At 71.9% G+C, this 14,416-nt stretch carries 17 protein-coding genes and 1 riboswitch; of the genes, 11 read left to right on the top strand and 6 right to left on the bottom strand.

Annotated elements, in window-relative coordinates; all coding sequences use genetic code 11:
- Positions 1-2: 2 nt before the first annotated feature.
- A complete protein-coding gene (locus ACOJV9_RS15525; protein WP_420186133.1) occupies positions 3-305 on the top strand; it encodes a DUF2530 domain-containing protein in 303 nt (100 codons plus the stop codon).
- A 96-nt stretch (positions 306-401) separates the two neighbouring features.
- Here ACOJV9_RS15525 and ACOJV9_RS15520 read toward each other — a convergent pair whose 3' ends face one another.
- A complete protein-coding gene (locus ACOJV9_RS15520) occupies positions 402-1,880 on the bottom strand; it encodes an NCS2 family permease (protein WP_420186132.1) in 1,479 nt (492 codons plus the stop codon).
- 117 nt (positions 1,881-1,997) lie between these two features.
- On the opposite strand from ACOJV9_RS15520, the gene ACOJV9_RS15515 reads away from it, so the two are divergent.
- Both ACOJV9_RS15515 and ACOJV9_RS15510 read left to right on the top strand, forming a co-directional pair.
- Positions 1,998-2,453 carry a MarR family winged helix-turn-helix transcriptional regulator gene (locus ACOJV9_RS15515; protein WP_420186131.1) on the top strand — a complete coding sequence of 152 codons (456 nt, stop codon included), beginning with the start codon at positions 1,998-2,000 and terminating at the stop codon, positions 2,451-2,453.
- On the top strand, positions 2,450-3,748 hold the full coding sequence (locus tag ACOJV9_RS15510) for an MFS transporter (RefSeq protein ID WP_420186130.1): 1,299 nt from the start codon (positions 2,450-2,452) through the stop codon (positions 3,746-3,748). Before ACOJV9_RS15515 ends, ACOJV9_RS15510 begins: the two co-directional genes overlap by 4 nt.
- Before the next feature lie 198 nt (positions 3,749-3,946).
- Here the strand turns inward: ACOJV9_RS15510 and serC are convergent, their stop codons facing one another.
- The 3 genes from serC to ACOJV9_RS15495 all read right to left on the bottom strand — a co-directional run bounded on the left by serC (position 3,947) and on the right by ACOJV9_RS15495 (position 7,078).
- Entirely contained in the window at positions 3,947-5,071 is a 1,125-nt protein-coding gene (gene serC, locus ACOJV9_RS15505; protein ID WP_420186129.1) for a phosphoserine transaminase, read from the bottom strand.
- A 137-nt stretch (positions 5,072-5,208) separates the two neighbouring features.
- Complete coding sequence (locus tag ACOJV9_RS15500) at positions 5,209-6,357, bottom strand: citrate synthase 2 (RefSeq protein ID WP_420186128.1); 1,149 nt, start codon at positions 6,355-6,357, stop codon at positions 5,209-5,211.
- A 76-nt stretch (positions 6,358-6,433) separates the two neighbouring features.
- Positions 6,434-7,078, bottom strand: coding sequence for a hypothetical protein (locus ACOJV9_RS15495; RefSeq protein WP_420186127.1), 645 nt, complete (start codon positions 7,076-7,078; stop codon positions 6,434-6,436).
- Between the two features lie 90 nt (positions 7,079-7,168).
- Here ACOJV9_RS15495 and ACOJV9_RS15490 point away from each other — a divergent pair, with 90 nt between their 5' ends.
- The 5 genes from ACOJV9_RS15490 (at position 7,169) to ACOJV9_RS15470 (ending at position 12,097) form a co-directional block, all read left to right on the top strand.
- A complete protein-coding gene (locus tag ACOJV9_RS15490; protein ID WP_420186126.1) occupies positions 7,169-8,440 on the top strand; it encodes an MFS transporter in 1,272 nt (423 codons plus the stop codon).
- Positions 8,437-9,144, top strand: coding sequence for an iron-dependent transcriptional repressor DtxR (locus ACOJV9_RS15485; protein ID WP_420186125.1), 708 nt, complete (start codon positions 8,437-8,439; stop codon positions 9,142-9,144). Before ACOJV9_RS15490 ends, ACOJV9_RS15485 begins: the two co-directional genes overlap by 4 nt.
- 166 nt (positions 9,145-9,310) lie before the next feature.
- Positions 9,311-10,213 carry a VldE C-terminal domain-containing protein gene (locus ACOJV9_RS15480; protein WP_420186124.1) on the top strand — a complete coding sequence of 301 codons (903 nt, stop codon included), beginning with the start codon at positions 9,311-9,313 and terminating at the stop codon, positions 10,211-10,213.
- A 216-nt stretch (positions 10,214-10,429) separates the two neighbouring features.
- Positions 10,430-10,580: riboswitch (cyclic di-AMP (ydaO/yuaA leader) on the top strand.
- 2 nt (positions 10,581-10,582) lie between these two features.
- Positions 10,583-11,437, top strand: a complete 855-nt coding sequence (locus tag ACOJV9_RS15475) for a C40 family peptidase (protein ID WP_420186123.1) — start codon at positions 10,583-10,585, stop codon at positions 11,435-11,437.
- An 81-nt stretch (positions 11,438-11,518) separates the two neighbouring features.
- Positions 11,519-12,097, top strand: coding sequence for a DsbA family oxidoreductase (locus tag ACOJV9_RS15470; protein ID WP_420186122.1), 579 nt, complete (start codon positions 11,519-11,521; stop codon positions 12,095-12,097).
- Between the two features lie 20 nt (positions 12,098-12,117).
- Here the strand turns inward: ACOJV9_RS15470 and ACOJV9_RS15465 are convergent, their stop codons facing one another.
- Entirely contained in the window at positions 12,118-12,927 is an 810-nt protein-coding gene (locus ACOJV9_RS15465; protein WP_420186121.1) for a sigma-70 family RNA polymerase sigma factor, read from the bottom strand.
- A 287-nt stretch (positions 12,928-13,214) separates the two neighbouring features.
- Here ACOJV9_RS15465 and ACOJV9_RS15460 point away from each other — a divergent pair, with 287 nt between their 5' ends.
- From ACOJV9_RS15460 to ACOJV9_RS15450, 3 genes are read left to right on the top strand one after another with little or no spacing between them, the layout of a single operon-like run.
- Entirely contained in the window at positions 13,215-13,514 is a 300-nt protein-coding gene (locus tag ACOJV9_RS15460) for a hypothetical protein (protein ID WP_420186120.1), read from the top strand.
- The gene (locus ACOJV9_RS15455) at positions 13,511-13,693 is read left to right on the top strand and encodes a hypothetical protein (RefSeq protein ID WP_420186119.1); all 183 of its coding nucleotides are present in this window, start codon (positions 13,511-13,513) and stop codon (positions 13,691-13,693) included. Before ACOJV9_RS15460 ends, ACOJV9_RS15455 begins: the two co-directional genes overlap by 4 nt.
- The gene (locus ACOJV9_RS15450) at positions 13,690-13,917 is read left to right on the top strand and encodes a CinA family protein (RefSeq protein ID WP_420186118.1); all 228 of its coding nucleotides are present in this window, start codon (positions 13,690-13,692) and stop codon (positions 13,915-13,917) included. Before ACOJV9_RS15455 ends, ACOJV9_RS15450 begins: the two co-directional genes overlap by 4 nt.
- Before the next feature lie 35 nt (positions 13,918-13,952).
- Here the strand turns inward: ACOJV9_RS15450 and ACOJV9_RS15445 are convergent, their stop codons facing one another.
- A complete protein-coding gene (locus tag ACOJV9_RS15445) occupies positions 13,953-14,384 on the bottom strand; it encodes a DUF4383 domain-containing protein (RefSeq protein ID WP_420186117.1) in 432 nt (143 codons plus the stop codon).
- Between the last annotated feature and the right edge of the window lie 32 nt (positions 14,385-14,416).

Here is a 14,416-nt window from a genome sequence, read left to right as displayed (position 1 = left end):
GCATGAGCGAGCCGGAGGGGACGCACGAGCGCCGGGCGGACGGCATACCGCCGGAAGCCCTGCCCGACGGTGTCACCGAGCGCGAGATCGAGGTGCTCGAGGCCATGCAGGTCCCGACGCAGCGGATCATCGGGATCGGCCTCGTCCTGTGGCTCGTGGCGCTCGCCGTCACGCTGCTCGTCCCCGCCCTCCACGAGGGCGAGCGGTCGTGGTGGCCGTGGGCGTGCGTGGCCGGGTTCGTGCTGGGCCTGATCGGCCTGGCCTACGTGCGCCGCGGCCGCGGCAACGCCCACGACGCCGGCTGACGAGCCCGACTTCTTGCCCGTCCGGGTCGGCTCGCTGGCGCTCGCCGAACCGAACGGGCAAGAAGTCGGGGACGCCGGCTGAGCTCCCGAACGAGGTCAGACGCCGAAGGCGTCCTTGATGGGGTCGATCGCGAAGTAGAGGACGAAGAGCGCCGCGACGAGCCACATGAGCGGGTGGACGACCGAGGCCTTGCCGCGCACGACCTTGATGAGGACGTAGGCGACGAAGCCGGCGCCGATCCCCGCGGTGATGGAGTACGTGAACGGCATGAGCACGATGGTGAGGAAGGCCGGGATGGCGATCTCGACGTCGTCCCAGTCGATCTCCTTGACCTGCTGCATCATGAGGAACCCGACGAGCACGAGCGCGGGGACCGCGGCCTCCGACGGGATGACCTTGACGAGCGGTGCGAAGACCATCGACGCGAGGAACAGCAGGCCGGTCACGACCGAGGCCAGGCCGGTGCGGGCGCCCTCGCCGACGCCCGACGCGGACTCGATGTAGGACGTGTTGGACGAGACGCCCGCGGCGCCGCCGGCGGCGGCTGCGAGGGAGTCGACGACGAGGATGCGGTCGGTGTTGGGCGGCAGGCCGTCCTCGTCGAGGAGGTTCGCCTCGTGGCCGATGGCCGTCATCGTCCCCATCGTGTCGAAGAAGTCGGCGAGCATGAGGGTGAAGATGAGCAGCGCCGCGGCGACGACCCCGACGGACTGGAACGAGCCGAACAGCGAGAACTGGCCGACGGTCGCGAAGGAGGGGGAGTCGATGACCTGCTCGGGCAGCTCGGGGACGATGAGGCCCCACCCGGTCGGGTTGACGTCCTCGCCGGCGACGGCCGGGCCGATCTGGGCGATCGCCTCGATGAGGATGGCGAGCACGGTGGTGGCGACGATGGCGATGAGGATGGCGCCGCGGACCTTGCGGACCCACAGCACGATGATGAGGAGCAGGCCGGCGACGAAGACGAAGGTCGGCCAGCCGGCCAGGAATCCGCCCACACCCAGCTGGACCGGGACGGTCCCCTCCGCCGTGCGGCGCACGAAGCCGGCGTCGACGAAGCCGATGAGCGCGATGAAGAGGCCGATCCCGACCGAGATGGCGACCTTGAGCTGGGTCGGCACGGCGTGGAAGACGGCCGTCCGGAAGCCGGTGAGGACGAGCGCGAGGATGATGAGGCCCTCGAGCACGACGAGCCCCATGGCGTCGGCCCACGTCATCTGGGAGGCGACGGCGAACGCGACGAACGCGTTGAGCCCGAGCCCGGTGGCCAGCGCCAGCGGGAAGTTCGCCACGACCCCCATGAGGATCGTGAGGAGGCCGGCGACCAGGGCGGTGCCCGCGGCGATCGCGGGAAGGTTCGAGCCGTCCCCCGAGCCGCCACCGAGGAAGTCGCCGTTGACGTCCTGCGCGAAGCCGAGGATGAGCGGGTTGAGCACGACGATGTAGGCCATCGTGAAGAACGTGACGACCCCGCCACGCACCTCCTGGCCGACGCTCGAGCCGCGCTCGGAGATCTTGAAGTAGCGGTCGATGGAGGACCCGGAGCGCGGGCCGGCGGTGGTGGCAGTGGACATGGGCGGAACCCTAGCGAGGGAGGGGAGCGGACGGCATACGCAGTCCGGAGGGCGACCGGCGCCCTTCGGGCCCGTCGAACGGAATAGTTAGCCGAAGTAATGAGTTAGGCTAACTACATGACTTCGGACACCAGCCCCGCGTATGCCGCCCTGCGGCCTGCTGCGGTGTCCTCCCTCGCTGGAGAGCTGCGGCTGGCCTGCATGCGGATCTCGCGCCGCGTGCGCTACGAGAGCACCGACACCATTGCCCCGCACCACTTCTCGGTGATGTGCCGGCTCGAGGAGGGTGCCCGCACCCCCGGCGAGCTGGCCGAGATCGAGCGCGTGAGCGCCCCCAGCATGACCCGCACCGTGGCCGGCCTCGTCGAGCTCGGCTGGGTGGAGCGTGCGGCCGACCCGAACGACCGGCGCCAGGTCAACCTCACGCTCACCGACCTCGCCCGCCAGGTCCTGCGCGACACCCGTCGCAAGCGCGACGCCTGGATGGTCGTGCGCGTGGCCCGGCTGTCCCCGGAGGAGCAGGCCGTGCTCCAGCAGGCCTCCGCCATCCTCGCCAAGGTGGCCTCCGAGTGAGCCCGACCTTCACCTCGTTCACCGAGCGCAACTACCGGATCTACTACGCCGGGTCCTTCGTCTCCAACGTCGGCACCTGGATGGGCCGCGTCGCCCAGGACTGGCTGGTCCTCACCGAGCTGACCGACAACTCGAGCCAGGCGCTCGGCATCGTCACCGGGCTGCAGTTCCTGCCCTTCCTGCTGCTGGCGCCCTGGGCCGGAGCCATCGCCGACCGCTTCCCCAAGCGCCGGATCCTTCTCGTCACCCAGGCCCTCCTGCTCGTCACCAGCCTCCTGCTGGCCGTGCTCGTCCTGGCGGATGCGGCGACCCTGTGGATGGTCTACGGCATCGCCCTCATCCAGGGCGTCATCACCTCCATCGACAACCCGGCCCGACAGTCGTTCGTCTCCGAGATGGTGCCGCGCGACAAGCTCGCCAACGCGGTGGCCCTCAACAGCGCCTCGTTCAACGCCGGCCGCCTCATCGGACCCGGCGCCGCGGGCCTCATGATCGCGGTCTACGGCACGGGCTGGACCCTGCTCGTCAACGTGCTGACCTTCGTCTTCGTGCTCGTCGCGCTGTCGCAGCTGCGCACGAGCGAGCTCGTCCCGTCGCCCCTGACGCGAGGCAAGGGCGCGATCCGTGACGGCCTCACCTACGTCCGCAACCGGCCGGACCTCAAGGTGGTCATGCTGCTCGTGTCCGTGCTCGGCACCTTCGGCATGAACTTCCAGGTGACGACCGCGCTCATGGCGACGCAGGAGTTCGACAAGGGCCCGACGGAGTACGGCGTCCTCGGCTCGATCATGGCGATCGGCTCGCTCACCGCGGCGCTGCTCAGCGCCCGACGTGGCGAGCCCCGGCTGCGGGTGCTCCTCTTCGCCCTCGTGGGCTTCACCGTCTCGACGACGGCGGCATCCCTCGCTCCGAGCTACGAGCTGTTCGCAATGGCCCTCGTGCCGGTCGGTCTCTCGGCGCTGACCGCGCTCACCACGGCCAACGCGATGGTGCAGCTGCGCACCGACCCGCTCGTGCGCGGCCGGGTCATGGCCCTCTACATGGCGATCTTCATGGGCGGCACGCCCGTCGGAGCCCCGATCATCGGCTGGATCGGCGAGGTCTGGGGACCCCGGTGGACCATCGCCATCGGCCCGATCTTCATCGGCCTGACTCTGGTCGCCGTCCTCTGGTGGCTCGCGCGGCAGCAGAATGTCCGGGTGAGCTACGAGTCGCAGCGCTCCCCGCGCATCACCATCGAGGCGGTGCCGGTGCGTGACACCGTCACCGAGCCGGCCCCGGAGGCCGCCCGATGACACCGGTCTTCCGCCGCCGGATGACGTTGGCCGTCCTGGCCGTGCTCGTCGCCGTCGCGGTCGTGTATGCCGTGCTCACCTGACCGCGCAAGACCCCACGCCCTGTCCCCTGGCAGCCCTGCCCTCGCACGGTGCTACTGCACCGTAGGAGGGGGGATTGCCCCTCCTACGGTGCAGTAGCCGCGGTGGTGGGTGGTCTCAGAGGGCGTCGACGACGTGCTCGATGCAGGCGATGAGCTTGCTGACGTCCTCGGGCTCGACCGCCGGGAAGGTCGCGACGCGCAGCTGGTTGCGGCCCAGCTTGCGGTAGGGCTCGGTGTCTACGACCCCGTGCGCACGCAGCGTCTTCGCGATGACCGAGGCGTCGACGGCGTCGTCGAAGTCGATCGTCGCGACAACCTGGCTACGGGCGGCCGGGTCGGCGACGTAGGGGGACGCGTAGTCCACCGACTCGGCCCAGGTGTAGAGCCGGTCCGAGGAGTCCTTGGTGCGGGCGGTCGCCCAGTCGAGCCCGCCCTGTCCGTTGAGCCAGTCGAGCTGGTTGGCGAGGAGCGCGAGGGTGCCGACGGCGGGGGTGTTGTAGGTCTGGTCCTTGCGGCTGTTGTCGATCGCCGTGGGGAGGCTGAAGAAGTCGGGGACCCAGCGGCCCGACGCGGTGATCTCGTCGACCCGGGCGAGCGCCGCGGGGGAGAAGAGGGCCAGCCAGAGGCCGCCGTCGGCGGCGAAGCACTTCTGCGGGCCGAAGTAGTAGACGTCGGTCTGGGAGACGTCGACCGGCAGGCCGCCGGCGCCGGAGGTGGCGTCGATGAGGACGAGCGCGTCCTCGGCTGCACCGGACACGCGCTGCACGTCGGTCATGACACCGGTGCTCGTCTCGTTGTGGGCCCAGGCGTAGACGTCGATGCCGTCCTCGGCCACCGCCACGGGGCGGGTGCCCGGCTCGCTCTTGATGATGGAGGACTCGCCGAGGAACGGGGCGTTGGAGGTGACCGCGCCGAACTTGCTCGAGAACTCCCCGAAGGCGAGGTGCTGGGCGCGCTCGCGCACCAGCCCGAAGGCGGCGATGTCCCAGAAGGCCGTCGCGCCACCGTTGCCGAGCACGACCTCGTAGCCCCCGGGCAGCGAGAACAGGTCGGAGAGACCCCTGCGCACGGACTTCACGAGGTTCTTCACCGGAGCCTGGCGGTGCGACGTGCCGAGCACGGTCGTGCCGAGCGAGGCGAGGAACTCCACCTGCTCGGGGCGGACCTTGGAGGGTCCGGAGCCGAAGCGACCGTCGGCGGGGAGGAGGTCTGCGGGCAGGGTGATCGGGGCGTCAGTCACGCGGACAGTCTCGCAAACGCCGGGAGCGGCACCCGCAGGAGTTCACCCACCGGGACGCCGTCTCACCGCGCGCGGTGAGCCGGACGGCATACGGGCACTGCTGCCGTATGCCGTCCCGCCCGGTGACGTCGGACCGCTCAGCCCGCGCGGTAGCCGGCCACGGCGTCGAGACCGCGGGTGGCCTCGCCGATGTAGCGCGAGCTCGGCCGGATGAGGCGACCGGTCTCCTTCTGCTCGAGGATGTGCGCCGACCAGCCGGCGGTGCGGGCACAGGTGAACATCGACGTGAACATCTCGGCGGGGACGTCGGCGAAGTCGAGCAGCACGGCGGCCCAGAACTCGACGTTCGTGGCGAGCACGCGGTCGGGGCGCCGGGAATGCAGCTCGTCGAGGGCGGCCCTCTCCAGGGCCGCGGCGACCTCGAAGCGGGGTGCGCCCAGGCGCTGGCAGGTGTCGCGCAGGACCTTGGCCCGGGGGTCCTCGGCCCGGTAGACCCGGTGCCCGAAGCCCATGAGCCGCTCGCCGCCGTCGAGGACGCCCTTGACGTAGGCGACGGCGTCCCCGCCCTGCTCGACGCCCTCGATCATGTGGAGGACGCGCGACGGGGCACCGCCGTGCAGCGGCCCGGACATCGCACCGACCGCGCCGGAGAGGCAGGCCGCGACGTCGGCGCCGGTCGAGGCAATGACCCGGGCGGTGAAGGTCGAGGCGTTCATGCCGTGCTCGGCCGCGGTGATCCAGTAGGCGTCGACCGCCTCGACGTGGCGGGGGTCGGGCTCGCCGCGCCAGCGGATCATGAAGCGCTCGGCGATCGTCCGGCCCGTGTCGACCTGGGTCTGCGGGACCATCGGCCTGCCCTGGCCACGGGCCGACTGCGCCACGAAGGACAGCGCCATGACGGCCGCGCGGGCGAGCTGGTCGCGGGCCTCGGCGGTGTCGATGTCGAGCAGCGGCCGGAACCCCCACAGCGGGGCGAGCATGGCGAGCGCCGCCTGGACGTCGACGCGGACGTCACCGGTGTGGACCGGGAGCGGGAACGGCTCGGCCGGCGGCAGGCCGGGGTCGAACTCGTTGTCGACGAGCAACCCCCACACCTGCCCGAAGCTGACGTGGCCGACGAGGTCGTTGATGTCCACGCCGCGGTAGCGCAGCGACCCGCCCTCCTTGTCGGGTTCGGCGATCCGGGACTCGAAGGCGACGACGCCCTCGAGGCCCGGTCGGAAGTCGGGGTCGGCCGAGGCGGCCTCGGGGACGGTGCTGGTCTGGGTGTCGGACTGCGGTGTCACGTTCCCTCGTCTCGGTGAAGTCCGGTGGGGCAGCACCAGTGTGCTGCCTGCCCGCCGGCGCAGGTGGTCGATCGGGTCACACGGGTCGGTCGATGGCGATCCACGTCTGCTCGGCGTGGGCCAGGAGCCGGCCGTCGGCGGTGAGCAGGACGGAGGAGGCGTGGCGCTTGCGGCCCTCGTCGCCCCGCGACCAGGAGAGCACGACGTGCTCCACTCCCACGGCCGGCGGGACGAGCACCTGCGCGGTCATCGTGCCGAGGACCATGAGGGTGGTCGGGAACCCGGCCGCCTTCCCGCCCGGGCAGTCCAGCGCCGCCCACACCTCGGGAGGTGAGGTCTCGCGCGGCGTCCACGTCGCGGCATACAGCCCCGGCCTTCCGGTCACCGGACCGGAGCGGATGCGGAGCCCGTCCGGGTGGAGCGGTCCGCAGCCGTAGCAGGTGGGGAAGGGGTGCTGCTCGGCCGTGATGCCGCGGCTCTCGGCGTCGCGGGCCACCTCGAGGGTCACGGGCGCGGGCACCTCTCCGGCGGGGGAGGGCGCCGCCACCGCGCTGGCGACGACGTCGTCACCGTCTCGCAGCATGGTGCGCGCGTCGGCAGCACCCGGCGCGCCGGGCTCGAGGACCAGCTGACGGTCCAGCGGCGGCGGCAGGTGCAGCCTCACGGACACGGCGGGAGCGTCGTCGCTCACGGGGGTGTGGCTGGCGACGAGCCCGCTCACCCACCCTCCGTTGCCGGAGCTCGGAGGACCGTTGTGTCGACCCGGGATCATCACGTGCACCCCGCCAACCTACGTGTCAGGGTGGCGCTCGTGCCGGCAGCCGACGATTTCTCGCTGAGGAGCATCGCGCTGCCGGCGTTCGGGCCGACCGCCGTGTGGTCCGTCGGGGTCGGCGCGACCGTCCCCGTGGTCGCCCTGAGCGCGCGGGAGCTCGGCGCGAGCGTCGCCGTTGCCGCGGCCTTCGTCCTCATCGAGGGGATGTCGGCCTTCGCCTCGTCGCTGCCGGCGGGCTCCCTCGTGGCGCGGATCGGGGAGCGGCGCGCTCTCGTGGGGGCGGCCGTGCTGGACGCGCTCGGCGCGGCGCTCGCCGTCGTCGCGCAGAACCTGTGGGTTCTCGGCATCGCCGTCGGCCTCATGGGGACGACGGGGTCGGTGTTCCTGCTCGCCCGCCAGTCCTGGCTCACCGCCCGCGCACCGGTGCGGATCAGGGCGCGGGCGATGTCGACGATGGGTGGCGTCCAGCGCATCGGCCTGTTCGTCGGACCGTTCGTCGCGGCACCGGTCATCGCGGTGTGGGGGACGCAGGCGGCATATGCCGTCGCCGTCGCCGCAGGCCTGTCCGCGGCGGTCTGGGCGTGGTTCGCGCTGGGTGACGACGACCTCGTGGACGACGCGGCCCGGTCGGCGTCCGCGGGCGCAGGGAGTGGACCGGGGACGGTTGGCGCGGTGGCCCGCGTCCGCCTGGTCGACGTGGTGCGCAGCCACCGTCGCGTGCTGTCCACCATCGGGGTGGGCGTCCTGCTCATCGGCGTGGCACGGCAGGGGCGCTTCGTCGTCGTCCCCCTGTGGGCGGAGTCCGTCGGCGTCAGCAGCAGCGGCACGGCCGTCATCTTCGGCATGGCCGGCGCTGCCGAGGTCCTGCTGTTCTATCCCGCCGGCTCCGTCATGGACCGGTTCGGCCGCGTGTGGGTCGCCGTGCCCTTCCTCGTCGTGCTCGGGCTGGGCATGGTGCTGCTCCCGCTGACGACCGGGTTCGCCGCCGTCGCCGCGGTCTCCACCGTCATGGGCGTCGGCAACGGCTTGGGGTCGGGCATCGTCCAGACGCTCGGAGCCGACGCGGCACCGGCGGCAGGACGAGCCCAGTTCCTGTCCGCGTGGCGGTTCCTGTCGCTTCTCGGCCAGAACGGCGCTCCGCTGCTGGTCAGCGCCGCGACCCTGCTCGCGGGACTCGGTGCCGCCTGCGTGGTGCTCGGGGTGGTGGTGCTGGCGGGTGCTCCCCTGCTCGCGCGCTGGCTGCCGGCCCACGACCCACGCAGGAGCCGTCCGGCCCGGGCCGAGCCGAATGAGAGACTGGAGCCGTGACCGACCTCATCGACACCACGGAGATGTATCTCCGCACCGTCTTCGAGCTCGAGGAGGAAGGCATCCCCCCTCTGCGAGCCCGGATCGCGGAGCGACTCGGACACTCCGGGCCGACCGTCTCGCAGACGGTGGCCCGCATGGAGCGCGACGGCCTGCTCGCCGTCGCCGGGGACCGGCACATCGAGCTGTCCGACGAGGGCCGTCGCCTCGCGACGCGCGTCATGCGCAAGCACCGCATCGCCGAACGTCTGCTCGTCGACGTCATCGGGCTCGAGTGGGAGTACGTCCACGACGAGGCCTGTCGCTGGGAGCACGTCATGTCGGACCGCGTCGAGCGCAAGATCCTCGCGCTGCTCGCCGACCATGCGGAGTCGCCCTACGGCAACCCCATCCCGGGTCTCGACGAGTTCGGCGAGGCTCTCGGTGAGGACTTCCGCACCGGGCTGTCGACCCTGAGCGAGGTCGCTGTCGACGGCCCGGTCACCGTGACCGTGCGGCGCATCGGCGAGCCCGCCCAGAACGACCACGAGGCCCTCGGTCTCCTCACCGCGGCAGGTCTCCTGCCGGGCCAGCTGGCCGTCGTGCGCCGCGAGGGTGGACGGGTCATCGCGGCCCTGGCCGGCGCCGACGAGGCGACCGGGGTCTCGCTCCCCGACGACATCGCCTCGCACGTCTTCGTCGCACGTGCGGCACGTCACGTCTGACCTCTCGACGGTTGGGCCACCCGTGCGTGGCTGAGCACGACTGCCGCACGACCGAAGGGGTCCGCGTCGGCGGCGATCGACGCTCCCTCCGTTACCGGAATGTGACTTGGGGCGCAGGCGCCGCTACGGTGGTGACACCCCTGATCCACCGAAAGGTTCCCTTTTCGTGTTCTCCCCTGCCTCCCGCGCTGGTCGACGACCGGCGCCGACGTCTCGACGTCTGCCCCGTCCGACCGGCCTCTCCGCCCCCTCCCGGCCCACCGTCGTCAAGGGCCTGGTCGCCCTCGGCCTGACCTCCGGCGTCGTCGCGGCGATCGCGATCCCCGTCCAGGCCACGCCCGACCAGGTCGCGATGTCGGGGCAGGCCTCCGCACTCGTCGCTCGTGACCGCGCCGAGGCCGTGAGCGGCACGACCTCCCGCAGCGAGGGCCGCGCCGCCGTGGTGGCCGGACGGACGGCGCTGAGCGCCCCGGCGGCTGCCGAGAGCGCTGCCGTGTCCGCGGGCACCGCCGGCGTCACGGTCGTCGCCAAGCCGGCACCCAAGCCCAAGCCCAAGCCCAAGCCGAAGCCGAAGCCCACCGTGGCACCGGCCACGAAGGTCGAGAAGCCCGAGACGAAGCGCTCGACCTCCACCACGAGCCGGTCCACCTCGTCGTCGCGCACGGCGCCGTCGTCCACCTCCTCGTCGAGCTCGTCGAGCTCGTCGAGCTCGTCGGGCAGTGGAGCGTCGATGGCCTACTACGACGCCGGCCGCGCCAAGGGCCTGGGCGACAACGCCGCCAAGGTCTACTCGGCGATCCGGTCGAACTTCGGCATCACCAACATCGGCGGCTACCGCCCCGGCGGCGGCGACCACGGCGCCGGCAAGGCCGTCGACGTCATGGTCACCGGCTCGCGCGGTGACGCGGTGGCCCAGTGGGCCGTCAACAACATGGGCGCCTACGACATCACCTACGTCATCTGGAAGCAGCGCATCTGGCTCGCCGGCGCCTCCGGGTGGCGGGCGATGGAGGACCGGGGCTCGGTCACGGCCAACCACTACGACCACGTGCACATCTCCGTGGAGTGACGACGCGCGATGACGACGAGGGCGAGGGGCCGACACGGTCCCTCGCCCTCGCTGCATGGAGGGGGCGCCCGGGACCGTTCGCGAGGGCGGCTGGTGTTCGGACGCCTCCCCGTGACCCAAACGTGACTTTGTCCGGGGCTTTGGGTACCGTGGCTGCGATTCGTCCTCCCCTGGGGTGGATCGTCGAGGCGGACATGCCGAGTCCTGCCACCGCCGTCGACTGCAACGCAAACCGCTTGGCAGGAGCGGGGGACCCAATCGTGGGCCGGCCAACCAGGTCGGTCCTTGGGGTGAAGCCAGTTCCGACTGGCCGGGCAGACCTCACGCCCGAACCCGACAGCTCACCTCGTAGGCATCGAGAGGTTCATCGTGGCTCACTCCACCCATGGGCGCCATCGCGCGCCCGGACGGCACAACCCCGTCTCCGAACTGTCGGTCCTCGCCACCCGAGCAGGTGTGACGGGGGCCAAGGCCTCGGCCGTCCTCGCTGCCTCCGGTGGCCTGGTCGCCGCCTTCGCCCTGCCGGCGTCGGCTGCCCCCGAGACCATCGACCGCGGTGTGCCAGCGGCTGCGGCTGCGCCGGCCGCCCCGGTCGCCGTTCCCGCAGCTCCGGCGATCAGCGCGCCGGCTGCCTCCACCCCCAGGGCGGCCGAGGTCGTCGGTGTCGTCGGTGTCAAGGCCGTCGCCAAGCCGAAGCCCAAGCCGAAGCCCAAGCCCAAGCCGGTCGTGAAGGCCGAGCCGCGCGAGAGCCGCCTCGTCGCCGCCGCCGAGCGCAGCGAGCCCCGGAGCACGACCCGGGCCACCACCCGGGCCCCGAGCCGCTCGACGAGCACCACGAGGACGAGCCGCACGACGACGCGCGTCCCCGTGGCCGAGAGCTCGGCCGCCCAGTCCTCGAGCCAGATCGTCAACATCGCCCGTGGCCTGCTCGGCATCGCCTACGTCTACGGCGGCAGCACGCCCTCCGGGTTCGACTGCTCCGGCCTCACCCAGTACGTCTACGCCAAGGCCGGCATCAGCATCCCGCGCACGGCCTCCGCGCAGCAGCGAGCGGCGACCCGGGTGACGAGCCCGCGCCCCGGAGACCTCGTCTTCTACGGCAGCCCCGCCTGGCACGTCGGCATCTTCACCGGTGGCGACATGATGATCGACTCCCCGCGCCCCGGGAAGTACAGCAGCGAGCGCAACATGTTCGGCACGCCCACCGGCTTCGGCCGGTTCTGAGCCTCGCGCCGGCACGCCTGACGAACGCCCCCACCCCCTCAGGGGCTGGGGGCGTTCGCCGTCATGTGGGATGGTGAAGGAATGGCTGACCTGGTTCTCGACCTGTGGGGTGACGTCACCGACCCGTGGTCATATGCCGCGAAGCATCGCCTCGAGACGGCCGTCGCCGCGTCGGAGCGACCGGCGGAGGTCGTCATCCACCACCATGCCCTCGCGGTTCCGGCGCTGCCGGCCGAGGACTTCGAGCGCGCCGCCATCGAGACGCGTCCCGACGGCATCGACATCACGCTGACCGAGCCGCCGCGCGCCGACACGACCGATGCCCACCGCCTCGTGGCGCTGGGCCAGGAGCTGGGTGGCCCTGCGCTGCAGGCGGCGATGCTCGAACGGCTGTATGCCGCGGTCTTCCGTGAGGCTCTCGACGTCGAGTCCCACCACGTGCTGCAGCGGCTGGCCGCCGAGGCCGGGCTCGACGAGCACCGGGTCTCGGACGTCCTGGCGTCCTCGGAGCTGGCCGAGAACGTGGCGGCCGACGCCGAGGCGGCTCGTGCGCTGGGCATCACCGGCACGCCGCACCTGGTGCACGGGACGCTCCAGCTCGCCGGGCCCGCCACGGAGGCGGAGTACCTGTCCCTCATCCGTCGGGCCCACACGGTCTGAGGCCCGCCCTGACGTCCGGGTCAGGCGACCGGCCGCTGGGCCTCGTCCGGGGCGAGCGCCCCGCGCAGCGTCGAGAGGACGGCGTGGAGGATCCGGGAGACCTGCATCTGGCTGACACCGATGCGCTCGCCGATCTCGCTCTGGGTCAGGTCCTCGACGAAGCGCAGCCGCAGGACGAGTCGCTGCCGCTCGTCCAGCAGGGTCACCGCCCAGCGGAGGGCGTCGCGGGCCTCGATCCACTCGCACTCGGACGGGGTGACGAGGTTGCGGTCGGCGAGGCTGGTCCCGGCCTCGTTGGGCGCGTCGAGGGAGGCGGCGTGGTAGCCGCTGGCACAGGCCCTCACCTCGGTGACGTCGTGCTCCGTCACGCCGAGACGCTCCGCGATCTCACAGTCGAGGGGTTCGCGCTGGAGGGTGTGCCGCAGCTGCTCCTCCTCGCTCACCAGCAGTGCACGCAGTTCCTGAAGACGCCGTGGGGGACGCACCGACCAGCCGTGGTCGCGGAACCAGCGCTTGAGCTCGCCACTGATCGAGGGGGCAGCGAAGGCGACGAAGCCGGAGCCGGCCCCCGGGCGGTAGCGGATCGCTGCCTTGACCAGGGCCGTCCTCGCGACCTGCTCGAGGTCCTCGGTCTCGATGCCCCGCCACCGGTAGCGCCGGGCGATGGCGTCGGCCATCGGCAGGGCGAGGAGCACGATCTCCTCGAGCAGCGCCTCCCGCTCGCACTCGGGCGCCCCGGCGAGACGTTCGGCGAGGGGCTCGACCTGGGGGTCGATGGCGTGGTGCCCGTAGGAGCTGGTCGACACGGGCAGAACTGCGGCGATGGCCATGGCTCATCCTTCGAGGAGAGGGCGTTGGCACCGCTGTCGGACCGTGGAACTCAGGGAGACGGGGGCTGAGTCTCCACTCCAGACGCCTTCGACGGTACCCGTGAGCAGCACTGATCGGGGGAAGAGCACCGGGCCACTTCTCCTCTGGTGTGCACACGGGCTCCTGTCCGGGTGTGCCGACCCCGCCCGTCGACCGGTGCGCGTCAACACGCGCCCCGGTGGGTACCTCTGGGACAACCGGGTCCCTGACATGACAGGGCCTGCCGCACGTTCAGGAGGGGCAGCGCGTGGACGCACGAGAGGTCATCGACATCACCGGGGGAGCGTCGCCGCCTCGTGTGCGGCGAACCGGTCGGCTCTCGTCCCTCACGGTGCGGGACCTCCTCGGCTACCTCGCCGCCTGCGAGGGCGCCGCGCGAGAGGGTGCCGAGCACGTGCGCGCCGGTGCGATGGCACGTGAGCAGGAACGCATCCTCGGCGAGCTCCACCGCCGCCTCCGCGCCGGTGGTGGAGCAGTCGGTCTGCGGCTCGTCACCGCAGACCCTCGCGACGGCGCCGCCCCGGACCCGAAAGACCGGGCGAGGTGACGGACGACGACCGGAGCGCGGCCCTGGCCACGGCGGTCGGGTCCGCAGCCAAGGCGCTCGACATCCGCGTCGACTGCGCGGAGTCGCGGACGTCGGGCCGCGTGGCGTCGGCCCTGGGTGCCGCCCCTGACTCCTCGGTCGGGTTCCGGGAGCCGTCGTGGCCTACGACAGTGAGGTGAAGTTCGGAGTTCTGGGCGTGCCCCGCGGACCGGGAGCCGGCGGACCCGACCCTCAGTACGGTCGGCGACCCGGCACCGTCTGCTTCGGACTGGCCTCCCCGGCGGGGGAGTGGGAGGAGGAGATCTTCCTGCGCGGCGACCCTGCGCAGGTCGTCGGTCAGGCGACCGAGCGCGCGCTCACGCTCCTCGAGGAGGCCCTGCAGCGCTCGACGGCCGGTCGCTGAGCGACCGGCCGCCGAGAGTCCCCGCGCGACGACGGTCAGTGGTGGTCGATGCCCGTGGTGGTGCGGCGCGTGGCCACCCCGTCGTCGGTGTCCCGACGGCTGAGGAGGACACCGAGCGCGATCATCCCGGCGCCGAGCACGAAGTGCAGCCAGTCGTCGGCCGAGTTGACCGGCACGAAGTTGGCCGACGACTCCTTGTCGATGAGCAGACCGTAGAGCCACAGCACCAGGTAGATGACACCGCCACCGATGAGGTAGTTGCGCGCCGTGCTGGCCCGCTTCGCCATCGCCAGCCCGGCAACCCCGAAGAGGAGGTGCACGATGTTGTGCAGGATCGAGACCTGGAAGATTCCGAGGAGCATGGCCTCGGACTCGTGGCCCGCGGCGCCCAGGGTGTCGTAGTTCTGGGTGATGCCGGGGACGAACCCCAGGACACCGACGGCGAGGAACACCGCTCCGACGGCCATGGCGGCCTTCTGGACGTTCGTCCTCGGGGCTG

The sequence above is a fragment of the Knoellia terrae genome (assembly GCF_048606435.1).
Lineage (GTDB): Bacteria > Actinomycetota > Actinomycetes > Actinomycetales > Dermatophilaceae > Knoellia > Knoellia terrae.
This window is presented reverse-complemented; position numbering and strand designations above follow the sequence as displayed.

Excerpts from the sequence above, each read along its gene's own strand:
- ACOJV9_RS15525 (WP_420186133.1), top strand. The coding sequence starts at position 3 with ATGAGCGAGCCGGAGGGGACGCACGAGCGCCGGGCGGACGGCATACCG.
- ACOJV9_RS15520 (WP_420186132.1), bottom strand. The coding sequence starts at position 1,880 with ATGTCCACTGCCACCACCGCCGGCCCGCGCTCCGGGTCCTCCATCGAC.
- ACOJV9_RS15515 (WP_420186131.1), top strand. The coding sequence starts at position 1,998 with ATGACTTCGGACACCAGCCCCGCGTATGCCGCCCTGCGGCCTGCTGCG.
- ACOJV9_RS15470 (WP_420186122.1), top strand. The coding sequence starts at position 11,519 with ATGGCTGACCTGGTTCTCGACCTGTGGGGTGACGTCACCGACCCGTGG.
- ACOJV9_RS15465 (WP_420186121.1), bottom strand. The coding sequence starts at position 12,927 with ATGGCCATCGCCGCAGTTCTGCCCGTGTCGACCAGCTCCTACGGGCAC.
- ACOJV9_RS15445 (WP_420186117.1), bottom strand. The coding sequence starts at position 14,384 with ATGGCCGTCGGAGCGGTGTTCCTCGCCGTCGGTGTCCTGGGGTTCGTC.